This is a genomic window from Ruminococcus sp. AF20-12LB (assembly GCF_003478985.1).
Lineage (GTDB): Bacteria > Bacillota > Clostridia > Lachnospirales > Lachnospiraceae > Blautia_A.
The window spans coordinates 17,721-35,949 of record NZ_QUGH01000022.1; the positions used below are offsets into that span (position 1 = coordinate 17,721).

General features: G+C 41.9%; 8 protein-coding genes. All 8 read left to right on the forward strand.

All coding sequences use genetic code 11. The annotated features are described in order from the left end of the window. The first annotated feature begins 10 nt into the window (after positions 1–10). Positions 11–1,558: a MobA/MobL family protein gene (locus DWX61_RS17965; RefSeq protein WP_002582176.1), complete on the forward strand. Its 1,548-nt coding sequence runs from the start codon at positions 11–13 to the stop codon at positions 1,556–1,558. 64 nt (positions 1,559–1,622) lie between these two features. Further along, on the forward strand, positions 1,623–1,781 hold the full coding sequence (locus tag DWX61_RS17970; protein WP_080630487.1) for a TnpW family protein: 159 nt from the start codon (positions 1,623–1,625) through the stop codon (positions 1,779–1,781). Between the two features lie 20 nt (positions 1,782–1,801). Then, positions 1,802–2,497 carry a DNA topoisomerase gene (locus tag DWX61_RS17975; protein WP_286188095.1) on the forward strand — a complete coding sequence of 232 codons (696 nt, stop codon included), beginning with the start codon at positions 1,802–1,804 and terminating at the stop codon, positions 2,495–2,497. Then, positions 2,487–9,218, forward strand: a complete 6,732-nt coding sequence (locus DWX61_RS17980; protein ID WP_118626623.1) for a SpaA isopeptide-forming pilin-related protein — start codon at positions 2,487–2,489, stop codon at positions 9,216–9,218. The genes DWX61_RS17975 and DWX61_RS17980 overlap by 11 nt, the downstream gene beginning before the upstream one ends. Before the next feature lie 122 nt (positions 9,219–9,340). Continuing rightward, positions 9,341–10,030, forward strand: coding sequence for a hypothetical protein (locus DWX61_RS17985; RefSeq protein WP_118626625.1), 690 nt, complete (start codon positions 9,341–9,343; stop codon positions 10,028–10,030). Between the two features lie 131 nt (positions 10,031–10,161). Next, positions 10,162–10,653 carry a helix-turn-helix domain-containing protein gene (locus DWX61_RS17990; protein ID WP_286188094.1) on the forward strand — a complete coding sequence of 164 codons (492 nt, stop codon included), beginning with the start codon at positions 10,162–10,164 and terminating at the stop codon, positions 10,651–10,653. Between the two features lie 130 nt (positions 10,654–10,783). After that, positions 10,784–10,885 carry a putative holin-like toxin gene (locus DWX61_RS19455; protein ID WP_015524590.1) on the forward strand — a complete coding sequence of 34 codons (102 nt, stop codon included), beginning with the start codon at positions 10,784–10,786 and terminating at the stop codon, positions 10,883–10,885. A 200-nt stretch (positions 10,886–11,085) separates the two neighbouring features. After that, on the forward strand, positions 11,086–18,229 hold a 7,144-nt coding region (locus DWX61_RS19740), incomplete at its 3' end, for a helicase-like domain-containing protein (protein ID WP_118626629.1).

The window sequence follows — 18,229 nt, forward strand, 5'->3', positions numbered from 1 at the left end:
AGGTGTGGCTATGGCAGTTAAAAACCTAAGTACCCGAGTTGCCATTATCGGAAGAGGTGCAAAGTGCAGAGGTGGTTCATCCGCAGTTGACAAATCTGCATATATCAGCCGTACTACCATGTACTCTGAATATGACGGAACAACCTATTACCCGAAGTATACCGAGGATTTGGTGCATAATGAGGTCATGCTTCCGGTCAATGCACCAGCAGAATATTCAGACCCATCGGTGCTATGGAACTCCGTTGAAATGAGGGAGAGTAAATCTGCCAAAGCACAGCTGGCGAGGTCATATAAAATCAATCTGCCGAATGAGTGGAGTTATGAGCTTGCCATAGAGGTAATGAGGGATTATGTGAAAAGGAACTTTGTGGATGACGGAATGTGTGCGCAGTTTGCCATCCATGACTCTGAAAATCCGAATACGCACCAGCGTAATCTTCACTGCCATATTATGCTTACCATGCGTCCTATTTTGGAAGATGGTTCATGGGGAGATAAGCAGAAGAAGATTTATGCACTGGACGCAGACGGAAACAAGATAAGAAAAAAGAATGGGCAATATAAATGCACCACGCAGGATGTGACTGGATGGAACAGCAGGGAGAATGCCAGGAAGTGGCGCAAGGATTTAGCTGACACCATAAATGCGGTCAATGATAAAAACGGATTAAGGGAGAATTTTTGGGAGCATAGGTCATTTGCAGAGCAGGGGCTTGATACCATACCACAGATACATTTGGGAGAGAAAGCCAGTGCGCTGGAAAGGGCAGGAATACAGACAGAGAGAGGGAATGTCAACCGCAGGATAATGGAGCAGAATAAGGCTATTCTTACTGCAAAAATGCTTGTGGCAAAAGCAGAGGAACAGTTGCAGAAGCTTGTTAATTCCAAGCCAGTTGAAGCAGTACGCAATACTGCAAATGAAGTCCTTGATATGATTAGAGCAGTTGTCGGCAAAAAGGGCAGACTGGAATTGCCAGTAATCAAGAGCAAATATTTGAGGAAGATTTCTCAAAGACAGTCATTGCAGGAGCAGGAGAGAATGGAGCGTTTTGTTGTGGCAAATCAGATTGAGAGCTTTGAGCAGTTGCAGGAGTTTAAGACACAGCGAGAGCCAGCCTATGAGAAGCTGTCAGCGGAGAGACAACAGCTTGCGGAGCAGATAGCAAGACTGGAGCAGTTGCTTGTGGCATACAGTGATTATGAGCCTTATATCGTGTATCATAAGACGAGTAATTCGCTGAAAGGATTTGCCAAGCGTAAATATGATAAGGAGCATGAAACGGAGCTTAGAGAATACGACAGTTATCGTGCAAAATTAAAGAAAATGCTTTCCTCTGATGAGAAGATTACACCGAAGAAATGGACAGCGGAAAAGGCAAAACTGGAAGAACAATTGCAGGAGAGCAATCCCGACTATGCAAGAGTGGTTACGGAGCTTGCGTCAACAGAGGTTATTGAGCATAACCATAAAATGCTTGCCATGACCCGAGAAGCCGAGCAAAATCAACGCAGTCAGATACACAGCAGGAAGAAAAATGAACAGTCATTATAACAGCGAGAGGGCAGTTTACAAGCAATGGTTTGTAGCTGTCCTTTTTGCGTGAAGGGAGAAGAACATGGAAGAAAGCAAGAAAGTGAATACAGAGCATTTCAAGAAAAAGATAGGTAATACCACTTATCGGGTAAGAGTGCATTTTCCGCAGAATACCAAGCGGACTTTTACGGACAGCGTGAATACGCTGATTATGAATGAATGTACCAGCAAAAAGAAATAATCCACATCCTACCTTGACAAATCCTCACAGAGGATACGCTCCTTAGTGCCATGGAACACGCTGGAAGTTCGGATACGATAGAAGACGCAGAGAGAAAAGGGCTTGGAACTCCGGCTACCAGGGCAGCGATTATTGAAAAACTGATTGAGAAAGGCTTTATTGAGCGTAAAAAGAAGCAGATATTACCTACAGCAGATGGAAGAAATCTGATCAGGATTCTTCCGGAAATGATCAAATCACCAAAACTTACAGCAGAATGGGAAAATGATCTGACACTGATTTCCAGAGGCCAGAAAAATGTAGAAGAATTTCTCTTCGAAATTGAAAAAATGGTTACCAAATTGGTAAGTGATAATGGACAGCCAGTGGAAGAATACCAGAAACTATTTTCAGATGGTCGGAAAGAAATTGGAAAATGCCCAAGATGTGGCAATAAGGTTTATGTGGGAAAGAGAAATTATTATTGTTCAGGAAGTGATTGCAGTTTTACTTTATGGAAAAATAACCGATTTTTTGAGAGTCAGGGAAAAATACTTGATGAAGCAACTGTCAGGAAGCTGCTGAGTGAGAAGCAGGTGCATTTCAAAGATCTGGTATCAGAGAAAACAAAAAGGAAGTATGAAGCAACTATAAAGATGGAGGTTTCAGAAACCGGAAATCCAAAGTTTCAGTTGATTTTCCCGGAACGGAAGAAAGGAAAAAAGAATGAAGAATAAAAAAAATATGAGAAGATTTTTGTCGGGATTCTTGGCAATGCTTACAGTGTTATCTACAATTCTATCTCCAATACTGTCCTATGCGGCAGATGTAGTGCCAGAAGAGCCACCGTTATACGAAAAGGTAAAAAATGAACTTGATGCAGATGAGGTGGTAAAAGCAAAAGATCTGGAACTGGAAACAGGCAGTATTTTTGAAGTGGAGAAAGATTTTACCGGACTGGAAATACCAGATGAAAAAAAGGTGAAGATCACTTTCCATGAGGCAAAAAATGAGGAAAAGCAGGACTTTACAACAGATTACGAAGATACATACAAAGCTGTTTATTATGTAGAGCCAGTAAGTGGCCACCCAATTTATCAGATCAATCGTAAGCTGATTGTAAAGGAAGCGGTGGTGCAGGTTGCTGAATCTGAGAATCAGGAATCTGTAAGCAACCAGGAAGATGAGAATGAAGCAGAAGGCGAGGAACCAGCCATAGGCACTGCAGAGAGTGAAGAACCTGTGCAGGATGAGGTAAATGTAGAAATTCCGTCAGAGGATAAAATCTATGAAGAAGTAACTCCGACAGAAATTCCGGTTGAGGAAGAGCCAATAGATACACCAATCCCGGAAAATCCGTCTGAGGAAGTTTCAACAGAAGAACCTGCCATAGATGATAATCCGGATACAGACAGCACATTTGAAGAAATTACAGATACAGATCCGGAAGAAATGCCAGAGGCGACAGACGACTCTTTTACAGATGGAACAGAGAAAACAGAAGATGCAGATGGAAATTATCAGGTAAATATTGTTCGTGGAGAGGAATTTCATATTGAGCTGAACCATGAAGATGGACAGTATCAGCCAGGAGAAACCGTTGTATTTTCCGGAGATATGCCGCAAGGCAGCTTAATTGCAGTAGGAACAACAAAAGTACAAGCAAACCAGACAGAGAATACAGAAGATTTATTATATTCAGAGGTGACTTATCACGAAGAATCGGATAAATTCAGTTTTGAAATGCCAGCAGATGACATTGATCTAAGTGTTTCCACGGATCAGGCAGAGAACGGTATCATGTTACTTGCAGCCGATACTCCATGGGATGATGCAACAAATATTGAAGCAAATAAATATTACTATTATTCAGATGGCCAGCTTCATCCGTTTGATACAGTTATGGGACAGGGTGGAAATGACAGCTACAAATATGTTCGTTACAAAGCAGGCGGAAAGACTTATACAGTAAATGCGTATTGTATGCAGCACTCCATGCAGTCACCTCCAAGTGGGACAACATATAAAAATATGGTTGAACTGGATGAAGGTGGAGATGATAAATATTTGAGAAAAGCCTTATTCTATGGATATGGCGGTCCAGGATGGGGACATACATTCAATGGATATAATGTAAAATCCATTATGGAAAAATATGGATGCAGTTCTGAGACAAGAGCCATGCAGCATTACCTGGTTGACTATTTATATGATGGCGAATCCGGATTTGGAGGTGCGCTTTCTACAACCGCTAAAAATATGCTGAAAGAGATTAAAGCAGCTCTTGCTAAAATGCCTGATCCGACAGCAATGAAACTTCTTCCAGGACTTTCCGTTAATGCAACGGGAAAGGAAACAGAAAGTTTTACCTGGAAGGCAAATGAAGCATTTACCATTACCATTCATCTGGAGAACGGAGTAAGCCTTGTTAATGAAACCACAGGAAAAACGGCATCTGGAAATGCCACTGTAAAGGGTGGAGAGAAATTCCATCTTGTAGCTACAACAGCCAATATGGGTAGCCTGAAAGGAAAGTATGCGATTACATCTAATTTCCCTTTGGATTTCCATGCAATGCTCTTAAAATTGGAGAGTTCACAGGACATTGGTTTTGGCTACTATACGGATTCCTCTGACCTGCAGATTACAGTTGACTGGCCGGAAGAAGCAGTTATTGAAATTACAAAGAAAGATGGAGATACTGGAAAAAATCTAGCTGGAGCCGTGTATGGGGTATATAGTGATAACGCCTGCACAAAGCTGATTGCTAAAATGCCGCCAACAGACAGCAATGGTTCTTCACGTGTAACTCTTACCAAGACACAGGATACTGTTTACTTAAAAGAGATTACAGCACCGGAAGGTTATGTTGTCCAGGCTTCTTCGTATGGAGTGAAATTAGTAGTTGGCAGTACAACCAAACAGACTGTAACGGACAAAGAGCAGAAAGGAAATCTGACCGTTTATAAAGAGGGAGAAGTTTTTGTAGGAGCTGTATCTGATGAAAATGGAACTTCATTCCAGTATGAGAAACGCCGTCAGAAAGGAGCCGTTTATAACGTATATGCTGCCGAGGATATTGTAACAGCAGGTGGAAAAACAGTTTACAAAAAAGGCGCAGAAGTAGCGAAAAATCTGATCACAGGTGAGAACGGTTCTGTAACGGTAAAGAATCTTCCGCTTGGAAGCTATAATGTAACAGAAGCACAGGCCCCGGAAAATTTTTATAATGCAAAAGAAACAAAAAAAGTAACCATTTCTTATGCAGGGCAGACTGCAGAAGCGGCTTTCTCAGAGACTACCTTTACAAATGACCGTCAGAAAGCAGTGGTGCAGGTGATAAAGAAAGACAAAGATACTGAAAATACACTATCCGGAGGGCATTTTGCTCTGTTTGCAGCGCAGGATATGAAAACTGTGGATGGAAAAGTAGCAGTAAAAAAAGATGCTCTGATTGAGACTGCAATTACTGGTACTGATGGAAAAGCAGCATTTAAAGCAGATCTTCCAGTGGGATTTTCTTATTATGTAAAAGAAGTCCAGGCTCCGGCTGGTTATGTCAGAAATGAGAAAGATACTTATTCTTTCCAGTTCAGTTATACCAATGATGAACAGGCAAAAATTTCTTTCAGTCATACTTTTGTGAATGACAGGGTCAGTGCTGCAATCTCTTTGAATAAAAAAGATGCCGAGACAAAAGAAAATAAGGCACAGGGAGATGCTTCCCTGGAAAATGCGGTGTATGGACTTTATGCAAGAAACGACATTACCCATCCAGATGGAAAGACAGGCGTTATTTATAAAGCCGGAAGCCAGATTGGTACGCTAACTACCGATAAAGAAGGAAAAGCAAGGATAGAGAATCTTTATCTTGGAGAGTATTACATCAAGGAAATTACCCCATCCGTAGGATATCTGGCAGACGAGCATGAATATGATCTTGTATGCAGTGATGAAGGTGATCTGACAGCGGTTGTAGAAAAAGAGTGTACCTCACTGGAAACGGTGAAGAAACAGCCGTTTGAACTTATTAAAGCTGCCAATAATGGAGACACAGATGCTGCATTACTATCCGGAGCTGGATTTAGTGCATATCTGGTATCTTCTTTGGTGGTAAAAGAGGATGGAAATTATGATTTTTCCTCTGCAGAGCCAGTTGTGATCGGTGAAAATGGAGCAACGGAAATTTTTACAAATGAGAAAGGCTATGTAAAATCCATTGCAATTCCATATGGAACATATCTGGTGAGAGAAACTACAACACCCCATAATTACAAACCTGTAGATGATTTTATTGTCCGGATTACAGAGAATAAACCAACAGAGCCGCAGACATGGAGAGTTCTTTTGGATAAAGAATTTTCTGCAAAACTGAAAATTATCAAACAGGATGATGAGACTAAAAAATCTGTTCTAATTCCGGGAACAGAGTTTAAAATTTATGATATGGATCATGAAAAATATGTAGAGCAGGTAACTACATACCCGACAACTGTTACACATACCTCATATTTCACAGATATAGATGGATATCTGATACTGCCTCAGAATTTAAAAATTGGTCATTATAGAATCGAAGAGGTAACAGCACCGGACGGTTATACCATTAACAAAAATTATGTCGAAATACAGGTGGATACCAATACCCTGTATCAGACGGATCCGGTTTCAGGTGATGCGGTCATTGAAGTGGTATATGAGGACCATTCGGTGAAAGGAAAACTCACTGTACAGAAAAAAGGAGAGGTTCTTTCGACCTATAAGAATGATTTTAGGTATGAAGTTCAAAACCTTTCCGGTGCAGTATATGAAGTATATGCTGCAGAGGATATCTATACAGCAGATTTCCAGAAAGATGATACAGGAAAAAGAATCCTGAAATATGCAAAGGGTGAAAAAGTTGCAGAACTGACAACGGATGAATCCGGAAAAGCAGAGCTTGATAATCTGCCTCTAGGAGAATACAAAGTTGTAGAAAAGACTGCACCGGAGGGATTTGTATTAAATGAAGAAGAACAGAAGATTTCTTTCGTCTATGCAGACCAGAATACACCAGTGATCTCACAGAGTGCAGAGTTTATAAATGACCGCCAGAAAGTAGAAGTGTCAGTTGTGAAAAAAGATGCTGAAAATGAGAAAGGGCTTTCTGGAGCAGAGTTTGGTCTTTACGCAAAAGAGGATATAAAAGCAGGGGATAAGGTACTGGTAAAAGCAGACGAACTGCTTACAAAAGCGGTAACAGGTGAAGATGGAAAAACTGTTTTTGAGCAGGATCTGCCATTTGGAACTTATTATATAAAAGAACTGGCAGCACCAGATGGTTTTGTATCTTCAGATGAGCAGATTGAGGTGACTGCGAAATATCAGGGACAGGAAGTAAAAACAGTAAAACTGGAAACCGTTTTTAAGAATGAGCCGACAACAACTGAATTTACGAAATCAGATATTACAACAGGTGTGGAACTTGACGGAGCAACACTGACGGTTTTGGATTCAGACGGAAAAGAAGTAGAAAAATGGACTTCTGTAAAAGGAAAAGCTCATGTAATAAAAAGACTCCATGTGGGAAAAACCTACACACTTCGGGAAGAGTTTGCACCATATGGTTATCTGCAGGCGGAGGAAGTGAAATTTACAGTTTCTGATACTGCAGATGTTCAAAAAGTAGAAATGAAGGATGCTGTTCCGGTTGGACGAATCATCATCAATAAAAAAGGTGAATTTGTTAAGGAAGTTACCTGGAAAGATATGCTGGCAGGCGGCATGGACGCAGCATTTGGCTATGTTACAGGTTCTTTGAAAGATGTTACTTTTGAAATTTATGCAGCGGAGGATATCAAGGCTGCAGATGGGGAAAGCAGTGATTATTATAAAAAGGACGAATTGGTAGCAACAATTACGACAGATGCTCTTGGATATGCAAGATCAGAAGATCTTCCTTTAGGCAAATATTATGTAAAGGAAAAAGAGACGGCGGATGGATATGTTCTGGATGGAGAAATCAGAGAGGTTGATCTGACTTATCGTGATCAGAATACTCCGGTTGTGACTTATGATGAGGACTGGCAGAATAACCGCCAGAAAGCAAAAGTAACTGTAGTTAAGAAAGAAAAAAATACAGACCGTGTTCTGGAAGGCGGAGTATTTGCACTTTATACAAAGAATGATATTTTAAATGCAGAAGGCGAAGTAATCCTGAAAGCAGATACCATGATCGAGCAGAAAGCTACGGATCAGGATGGAAGGATTGTATTTACGGCAGATCTTCCAATCAATGGCAACTACTATGTAAAAGAAGTGCAGGCTCCTGCTGGATTTGTGACAACAGAAGAAATCAAGGAATTTGATTTTGCTTATGCGGGAGAAGAGGTTGCAGAAGTATCCTTTGAGTTCACTTATGAAGATGAGCCAACTACTTTTGAAATCACAAAATCAGATATTACAACCGGGGAAGAATTACCAGGTGCAAAACTGAAAGTATCCGATTCAGAGGGAAACGTTGTGGATGAGTGGACTTCCGGAAGCACACCACACATCATTAAGGAACTGGAAGTTGGAAAGAAATATACATTAACAGAGACAATTCCTGCTGATGGTTATGCAACTGCAGAATCCATTACGTTTGTAGTAGAAAATACTGCAGATATACAGAAAGTAGAAATGCAGGATGATACAACAAAAATTCTGATCAGTAAAGTTGATATGACAGATGGAAGCAGCGAGGTCAAAGGTGCTAAACTGTATATTCTTAATGAAAACCAGGAAGTTATGGAAAGCTGGACATCTGGTGATCAGCCCCATTATGTAGAGAAACTTTCAGTCGGCACTTATACGTTGTTGGAGGAAACAGCACCGAAAGGCTATATTGTGGCAAATAAAGTGACATTTGAGGTTAAGGACACCGGAGATGTTCAGGGAGCCAAAATGGAAGATGAACAGGCAATGGGCAAGGTAATCTTAAATAAAACGGATAAAGATACCAAGAAGCCAATGAAAGGTGTAGAATTTGCCCTTTGTGACAGCAAAGGTAAAGTTCTGGAAACTCTGGTAACAGACAGTGCTGGCCATGCAGAATCAAAGAATTATCCGATTGCGACTTTTAAGAATGGGCAGTATAAAAAAGCAATCACATATATCCTGAAAGAAACAAAAACACTGGATGGCTATCAGCTTGATGAAACCGAGCATAAGATTCAGTTTGAATATGTCAATGACCGTACTCCTGTGATTGAATATACTCTGGATCTGACAAATAAGAAAGCTCCGGAAAAAGACACTCCGGAAACATCAGAAAACCAGGGAGTCAGCACTCCTGGTTCCCATGGTTCTGATGCGACTTCTGTATCCAATTCACCAAAAACAGGAGATAATACAAATATTGCTATTTTTGTGCTGGCACTTGCGGTATCAGCAGGATGCCTGGGAGGTGTAGTGGCAATCAGAAGAAAACGTAAATAATAATAGAATAAGGTCCTGGGGCTGTAATACAGCCCCAGGGATTGTGGATAAAGTTTTATGCACCAACGCTATTTTATGATATTATAATGAATAGATGGAGCGAAACTAGGAGGTAAAAAAATATGGCTTTTTCTGAAAGAATCAAAAAAGAAATTGAGGATTATTGTAATAACCATTTAGCAGATGATTCATGGTATGAAAATGAATTTTCTTTTATTCAGGATATAGAACTACGACATCGTATTATTACGGAATTTAAGGCTATAAGATTCGCATACAAATTATATGAAGGGATAGGCGCAACTGATGCTAATTTAATGTTTGAAGTACGAAATCAGATACTTGCATATGCATCGATTTACGAAGCCGTGATAGAAAATGTTTTAACTACATACTATTCTGATACAGCTGAATTTGAGTCTTTAATGCATCATACAGTTCCTGTTAGAATATCCATCCCTCAAGATAAAATGAATAAATTGCAAGATGCGTTATCGCATGATGGAAAAGAAATTGTCCCTTTTTATTATTGCAAAAAAGAAAAACAAAAACCTCAAGTTAGATTTGATGATAAATGTAGAACGGCAGAATGTTTAGGGCTTATTCATAAATTTGTCAACGACAAGCAAATTGAAATAGATTTACCCTCTGAACTAATCGAAATCTATTCGTATCGAAATGGCATTCACATTATCGCAGAACAAAGAAAAGGTATTAGCTATGAGTTGGATTTAAGCAAAAGAGCATATCGTAGGATGAGACCGTTTATAGACCAATTGAAAGAAAAACTTGAACAAGATGGAAAAATATAAAAATTTTGTGAGCTATTATTGGATTCAATTATAGTTGAAAAATGCAAGGATATATATTCATTAATGTATATTTTTGCATTTTTATTTGGAATTTTATCTGCAATTTGTAGAGATATATTTACCATGTAGATTTGTTTTTAAAGGAGAAACAAGTGAAGCTAGGAGCAAGAATAAGAAAAATCCGTATGTTTCGCAAGCTAACGCAAAAAGAACTGGGGCGCAGGTTAGGGTATGGAGAAAATAGTGCAGATGTGAGAATTGCCCAATATGAAAGCGGACAGCGCACGCCAAAACAGGAAACGCTTATCCGGATAGCAGAAATATTGGAAGTTGATGTCCGGAATTTTTTAAGTCCTGGAATTGCGACAATGGACGAATTAATGGAAACTTTATTCTGGATGGATGAAGAAAATAGAGGGCTTTTTCATCTGTTCCTGCTAAATGATTCAGAAAGTGAAATGGTTGGAATCACAATAAGGGATAAAAAAACAATGTCTTATCTGCAGGAATGGATGGGGAAAAAGCAGAAATTGGGCGATGGAAGAATCACAGAAGAGGAATATCTGGAATGGAAACTGCATTGGCCAGAGAATAAGAGAAAAACAGAATATAAAACCGTATGAAGTAAAAAGGAATTGCTTTGCGGAGAGTTACCTGTTAGAATATTACTGGAGTAACCGTGTACAGGGTTGGTAAAAACCTCCTGGATTTTCAGATTCCGTTAAGGGATACAGAAGAAGGGAGGTGGAGCGAATGGATACATACGAAGTCTTGAGCTTATTGTTCTTAGGCGGTACGTTTCTGATTGCTTTGCTTGCCTATTTGGATAATAGGGACAACAAGCGAAAAAAATAGCCTACCCTGTCTGCCAACAGGATAGGCAGCTCTCTTTGAGAGCAAAATAAATTAAAACCTAATCCAGGAGCATCCACCTTGTGGGCGGTTACTCTTTTCAATTAGAATATAGCATTTTCTCTCCGAAAAGTAAAGTACATTTTATGCAGCCAATTCTAAAAAAGAGTGGGCTGTTTTTTTATTGATAGGAGGGAAGTTTAATGTCTAAACTACAGGACATCCGAAACTTGGTGCAGGAACATGCCGTATCAGTGAGCAGTTCGCCAGGGGATTGGATGGATTATATGGACACAGCATCAAGGTTATATCGTTATTCTTTTTCAGACCAGCTTCTGATCCATGCACAGCGTCCAGACGCAACAGCCTGTGCATCACTGGAACTATGGAATGAAAAGATGTTACGCTGGGTAAATCGTGGTGCAAGAGGAATTGCCCTGTTTGATGAAACCTGGCAGAATACCAAACTTCGTTATGTGTTTGATATTTCAGATACGCATATGGTGGCAGGCGGAAGAAGCCCTTACCTGTGGCAGATGCAGGAACATCAGCAGGAAGAGATCCTTAACCATTTAGCAGAAGCGTATGGTCTGGAAGAAAAAGACACCGGGAGTTTATCGGATGCGTTGATGGCGGTTGCAAGGGAAATGGTCACAGACAGTCTGGAAGAATATCTGGACGGTTTGGAGTATGCAGCGGAAGGAACCTATCTGGAAGATCTGGATGAAGTCACGATCCGCAGTGATTTCCGCCAGCTTGCAACGGACAGCGTATATTACATGCTTTGCAGACGGTGTGGTCTGGAACCGATGGAGCTTCTGGAAGAAGAGGACTTTATGCACATCACGGATTATAACCGGCTGTCTGTACTGACCTTTCTTGGAAATGCAGCAAGCCAGATCAGTGAGAGTGTTCTGATTGACATTGGAAGGACGGTACATAAAATTTCTCTGGAAGAAGCCAGAAAAGAGGTTGAAATTTCCAGTGAAAGGAATTATAATAACTTTAACACGTTAATGCGTGAAAATAAAAATCAGGACGTAGAAAACAACAAAGAAGAAAATATCGAGAATGAAGGAGGAACCGACTATGGAACTGACATATCATCGCAAGGGGGATTACCTGTTTCCGAACCTGACCGTAGAGGAGGAAGAAGTGACGATAGGGAAATACGGGATGCTTCGGAGGACATTCCTGAAGGAACACAAGAACAGCCTGTATCAGAGCCTGTTCCTGACAGGAAAGCTGAACAGCCATCTGGCAGAGATCGAGAAGGCAGCACAGGAGAGGATGGACAGCCAGATGGAGAAACTGCTGAAGAACCATCCGGCACCGGACAAGGAAGCAGATCCGATGGCCTGGACAGCACATATGAACGCACTGATGGCAACAGCGGAAGAGAGCATCTTGACGGAATTGGTATACAGCTAGTTGAAGATACAAGAGAAGATGGACTGAGTAAAGCAGAGGAAGAAATTGCCTCTGCTTTATCTTTGCCCGAATATCCAACTGCAAATGAACAAAGACGGCAGATCGAGGAAAGAGCAGCAGCCCTTTATGCCGGAGAAATCCCGATTCCAGAAAGCGTTGTCGATGAGATTTTACGGACAGGAGGAAACCGGGCGGGCAGTCAACTTCGTATCATCTATAATTTTATGAGCGAACAGGCCCCGGAGGAATATACGGAGTTTGTGAAGCGTGAATACCGCAAAGGTGGAAAAGGCTTTCAGGTTGATGGAAGTGAATATTCGGTCTGGTTTGATGAAACCGGGATGCAGATCGCAGTGGGGCATACGGTCACAGACCAGATTTTAGATAAGGCATTTTTATCATGGGAAGATGTCAGCGGACGTATCCATCAGCTTTTAGACCAGGGTGAATATGCACCGCAGTCTGTATTGGATGCAGCAAGAAACAATGCAGTAAAAGAACATGCACAGGCTCTTGCCTATATGAAAGGGGATATGGCAGAAGGGGTAGCCGAGATTGTTTTTGATGAGGAGGATTTACCACATCTTCACAGTATCTATCCGGAGATCACGGATTATCTGGAAGAAAAGCTGGAAGATCCACAGTGGCTTTCGGATTTGAATGAAAGACTGGAAGCACTGGCAGAAGCCTATGAGACGGACAACTCTCTTATGCGTTTCCATCATTATAATCCGGTCAATATCTCCAGACAGTTCCAGAAGTTTGCAGATGAAGTGATCCCATACCAGGCAAGAGAGGGATTTGCATGGAAAGAACAGCAGATGTTCATTACACAAGACGAGATCGACGCATTTCTTGCCAGAGGTGGGGCGTATTCCGAAGGCAGACTCAGGACATATTCCTTTTATCTGCTGCATGAGGATGAAAGATCGAGGACAGGTTTTATCAAGGAACAGTATGGAATCGGTGGAAGCAGTCATGCACTGTCTGGTGCGGATGATTCACACGCAAATTATGATGGAAAAGGATTGTTTCTTGCAAGAGGTGCTTATGGAAATCCATATACGTCAGTTTTATTATCTTGGAATAAAGTTGCAAATAGAGTAGCTTATCTGATAAAGAATGACCAGTTCCTGCAGGCAGAAGATTATGCTCGTATGCCGGAATATGAACGGCAACAGATGGCGAACAAGGTACTCCGCTTTTATGACCGTCTTCCGGAAGAAATAGACAGACCATTTACGGATGATTTCTTCTGGGAAAAACCAGGAAAAGAAATGGTGGCAGTTTTAGAGAATCCAGAGCAGACAGAAGAACTGTTACAGAAGATGGATGCAGCATTGGCAGTTCTGCCATTAGATTTTGAGGCATATGGGACAAACTACCAGCAGAAAACAGAACTTCTTTCCGAACTTCACCAGTATGCAGAAGGGACCTATACGATTTTCCCGACACCGGAAGCAGAACCGTCTTTTGCGGAACCATCCGGGCACCAGATGACCATGTTTGATTTCTTGGATACGAAGGCAGTGACAGAACCGACCGTAGTAGATATGTCAGATGTGGAGGAAATAGAAGAGGAAGAGGTTACTGCCAAAGAAGATATTCCGGAAAATCAGGAACAGGAAATAACAGAAACTTCTGAGGGACAGGAACAAAAGGAATCAGAAGAAGAGATAACGGTTAAAACAGCAGAAGAACTGGCGGAGTCCTGGGATGAAGGTGTTTTTGAGTATCAGGGGTATCATTTTGAAGCAGTAGGGGTGTTGCCGGAAGGAATAGAAGGAAAAGATCTGGTTGCACAGACCCGTTCCAATACAGAACTGCATTTATCGACCTACCATACAGAAGATTTCCCAAAGTATTCTTATGATGATTTTTATGCAGTCAGCAATGCACCAACTGCCGATGTGTTCCGGTGTCTGGAAACCGGACGCAATTATATTCCCGGAGAAAATGAACTGTTTGGATATGAAGGAGAATTTCAACCATATTTAAAACCGGAAGTAGAAGAGATTGTAACAGAACCGCATAACTTTCGGATTCAGGATAATGACCTTGGAGCAGGTGGTCCGAAAGCAAAGTATAAAGCAAATATGGAAGCCATCCATTTATTGCAGACTCTGGAGCAGGAAGAACGTCTGGCAACACCCGAAGAACAGGAAATTTTATCCCGTTATGTTGGCTGGGGTGGCATCCCGCAGGCATTTGAAGAGAATAACAGTAGTTGGACAAATGAGTATCTGGAGTTAAAGAATACCTTATCACCGGAAGAATACAGTGCAGCAAGAGCATCGACCTTAAATGCTTTTTATACATCACCGACCGTGATCCGAAGCATGTATGAAGCATTGGAAAATATGGGACTGAAAAAGGGAAATATTCTGGAACCGTCCTGTGGTGTTGGTAACTTTATGGGACTGATCCCGGAGAGTATGAATAAGGCAAAGATGTATGGAGTGGAACTCGACCCGGTTTCGGGCAGGATCGCAAAACAGCTTTACCAGAAAAATAAGATTGCCGTGCAGGGATTTGAGGAAACCAGTTATCCAGACAGCTTTTTCGACTGCGTGATTGGGAATGTACCATTTGGGGCGTATCAGGTCAGTGACCGCAGATATGACCGGCATCATTTTATAATCCATGATTATTTTATAGCAAAATCCCTTGATCTGATCCGTCCCGGCGGTGTAGTCGCTGTGGTAACTTCCAGTGGAACGATGGATAAGCAGAATCTGGCAGTGAGACAGTATATCGCAAACCGGGCAGAACTGCTTGGAGCCATCCGATTACCGAATAATGCGTTCCAGAGAAATGCCAATACCAGCGTTGTTTCTGATATTCTGTTTTTCCAGAAAAGGGACAGGGCATCCATTGAGGAACCGGAATGGTTAAATTTAAAGGAAACACCGGAAGGCTATTCAGTCAATGCTTATTTTGCAGAGCATCCGGAAATGGTGCTTGGTGAGTTTACTACAGAAAGTACCCAGTATGGAAAGCAGGAAGTGACCGTAAAACCAAAAGAAGGAATTACCTTAGAAGAACAATTAAAAGAAGCTGTCCAGAATATCCATGGCACGATCACGGAACTGGAACTTTCGGATACAGAGTTAGAAGAGGATGTTGTCTCTATCCCGGCAGACCCGGATGTAAAGAATTTCAGTTTTACCGTAGTGAATGAGGAAGTCTATTACCGGGAAAATTCTGTGATGAACCGCATGGAGCTTCCGGCAATGACAGCGGAACGTGTCAAAGGGATGGTGAAGATCCGTGATGTTACGAATGAACTGATCCGGTGTCAGATGGAAGAGGGAAGCGATGAGCAGATCACAAAGCTGCAGGAAAAACTCAATGAAGAATATGATATCTTTACAGCAAAATATGGTCTTATCAGCAGCAATGCCAATAAGAGGGCATTCAGTCAGGACAGCAGCTATTGTCTTTTGACTTCTCTGGAATTTCTGGATGATAAGGGAGAACTGAAACGGAAAGCGGATATTTTTACCAAAAGGACAATCCGCAGGGCAGAAACGGTAACTTCCGTGGATACTGCCAGTGAAGCACTTGCGGTTTGCATTGGTGAGAGGGCAGGCGTTGACCTTTCCTATATGGCACAGCTTTCAGGGAAAACAGAAGAGGAGCTTACAGAAGAACTGGCAGGGGTGATCTTTAAGAATCCGATTGGTGAAAAATGGGAGCCATCGGACGAATATCTTTCTGGAAATGTGAGGGAGAAACTGCAGATCGCAAAACAGTTTGCAGAAGATCACCCGGAATATCAGGTGAATGTGCAGTATTTGGAGCAGGTACAGCCAAAAGATCTGGATGCATCAGAGATTGAAGCAAGACTTGGGGCAACCTGGATCTCCGAGGATTACATTACACGGTTCATGGCAGAAACATTCCATACACCAAGATATTATGTAGGGAGCAAGGTCAAAGTCCAGTATGCCGAAGTGACCGGACAGTGGAATGTTATGGGAAAGAATGTGGACAGTTACGGAAATGCTCTTGTTACTTCCACATATGGAACACAGAGAGCCAATGCCTACCGTCTTTTGGAAGATGCTTTAAACCTTAGGGATACCAAGATTTATGACACGGTACAGGATGCCGATGGAGAACACCGGGAATTAAACCGGAAGGAAACGATGCTGGCACAGCAGAAGCAGGAACTGATCAAAGAGGAATTTAAGGAGTGGATATTTAAAGACCTGCACCGACGGGAAGATCTCTGTAAGATCTATAATGAACGATTTAACAGCATCCGTCCACGGGAATATGATGGAAGCCATATTCAGTTTGTTGGCATGAATCCGGATATCACCCTGATGCCGCATCAGAAAAACGCAGTGGCTCATGTGCTGTATGGAAATAATACGTTACTGGCTCATTGCGTAGGAGCTGGAAAGACGTTCCAGATGATCGCAGCCGGTATGGAATCAAAACGGCTGGGACTCTCACAGAAGAATCTTTATGTTGTGCCAAACCATCTGACCGAGCAGTGGGGCAGTGATTTCTTACGACTTTATCCTGGGGCAAATATCTTGGTGGCAACGAAGAAAGACTTTGAACCGGCGAACCGAAAACGTTTCTGTTCCCGTATTGCGACAGGGGATTATGATGCCGTGATCATCGGACATACACAGTTTGAGAAAATCCCTCTTTCCAAAGAACGGCAGATTGCCATGCTGGAAGATCAGATTGCAGATATTACGTTTTCCATTGAAGAAGCAGCACATCAGGCAGGGCAGAATTATACCATCAAGCAGTTGGAAAAAACAAAAAAGAGTCTGCAGACGAGGATGAAGAAACTTAATGACCAGACCAGAAAGGATGATGTAGTAACTTTTGAGCAATTAGGCGTAGACCGGCTGTTTGTGGATGAAAGCCATAGTTTTAAGAATCTTTTTTTGTATACAAAAATGCGGAATGTGGCGGGAATCTCACAGACGGATGCACAGAAAAGTTCGGATATGTTTATGAAATGCCGGTACATGGATGAACTGACCGGCGGCAGAGGAATCACCTTTGCGACAGGTACCCCCGTGTCAAATAGTATGACGGAGCTTTACACTATCATGCGTTATCTCCAATATGACACACTCATGCGTATGGGTATGGGACACTTTGATTCCTGGGCGGCAACGTTCGGGGAGACAGTAACCGCAATCGAATTATCACCGGAAGGAACGGGCTATCGTGCAAAAACACGGTTTGCCCGTTTTTTTAATCTTCCGGAGCTGATCTCCATTTTTAAGGAAGCTGCAGATATTCAGACTTCTGATATGCTGAATCTTCCCGTACCGGAAGCAGAGTTTATCAATGAAGTCTTGAAGCCAAGTGAAGAACAGCAGGAAATGGTCAGTGCTTTTTCAGAACGTGCCGAAAGTGTAAGAGGCGGTCTTGTGAATCCGACAGAAGATAATATGCTCAAGATTACCAATGACGGAAGAAAATGTGCATTGGATCAGAGGTTATTAAATGAAATTCTCCCGGATGCCGAAAAAAGCAAGGTCAATACCTGTGTGGAAAATGCTTTTCAGGTATGGGACGAGGGAAAAGCAGATCGGACAACACAGCTGATCTTCTGTGACTTGTCTACTCCAAAAGGGGATGGGACTTTCAATGTATATGATGATGTCCGAAACAAACTGGTTGCCAGGGGAATCCCGAAAGAAGAGATTGCGTTTATCCATGAATACAACACGGAGACAAAGAAAGCAGATTTGTTTGCAAAGGTACGGGCCGGGCAGGTGAGAATCCTTATGGGTTCCACTCCAAAACTCGGTGCTGGTACCAACGTACAGGACAGGCTCATTGCCCTCCATCACCTTGACTGTCCGTGGAAGCCGTCTGATGTAGGACGGATTTTGCGGACATTCAAAATAAAAAAGAATGTGGAGGTAACAGACA